Origin of the sequence: Agrobacterium sp., assembly GCF_032092815.1 — a bacterium.
Classification (GTDB): Bacteria; Pseudomonadota; Alphaproteobacteria; order Rhizobiales; family Rhizobiaceae; genus Agrobacterium.
The window spans coordinates 3,177-3,626 of the sequence record NZ_DAMDBP010000032.1 but is presented as its reverse complement, the minus strand read 5'-3'; the positions used below and the strand labels follow the sequence as shown (position 1 = coordinate 3,626).

Genomic DNA, 450 nt, shown 5'->3' with positions numbered 1-450 from the left:
CCCCCCTCTGTCCTGCCGGACAGAGGGGGGTATTTTCTTCAAGAAAAGAAGCTTACCGCTTCAATTCCCAGGTCGTCACGCGTTCACCGGTGTCCTTGTTCTTGCCGTCCTTGAGCTGAATGCCCTTTTCCGCAAGCTCGTCACGAATGCGATCCGCTTCGGTAAAGTTCTTGGCTTTGAGCATTTCAAGACGCAACTCAACCAGGGAATCGACAGCCGCCGCCACCGCTTCATCCACTTCCGTCTTCTTTGGCAAGACGCCGAGAAGGGCAGCACTGGCAGCAAAGGCTGCCAGCTTGGATGGATCGGCATTGGCGGCCTGCGCCAGCGCGTGTAATGCTTGTACGGCGGCAACCGTATTGAGGTCGTCAGACAGGGCCTCGAGAACACTGGCATCCGGCTCTGCGTCACCTGCTTCCGCTGCGGGCCACTTCGCCAGCAAACGTTCGG

At 58.4% G+C, this 450-nt stretch carries 1 protein-coding gene; it reads right to left on the bottom strand.

The genetic code is table 11. The annotated features are described in order from the left end of the window. Positions 1-52: 52 nt before the first annotated feature. The coding region (locus RT613_RS17090; RefSeq protein ID WP_313617250.1) for a DALR domain-containing protein at positions 53-450 on the bottom strand (398 nt) is incomplete at its 5' end.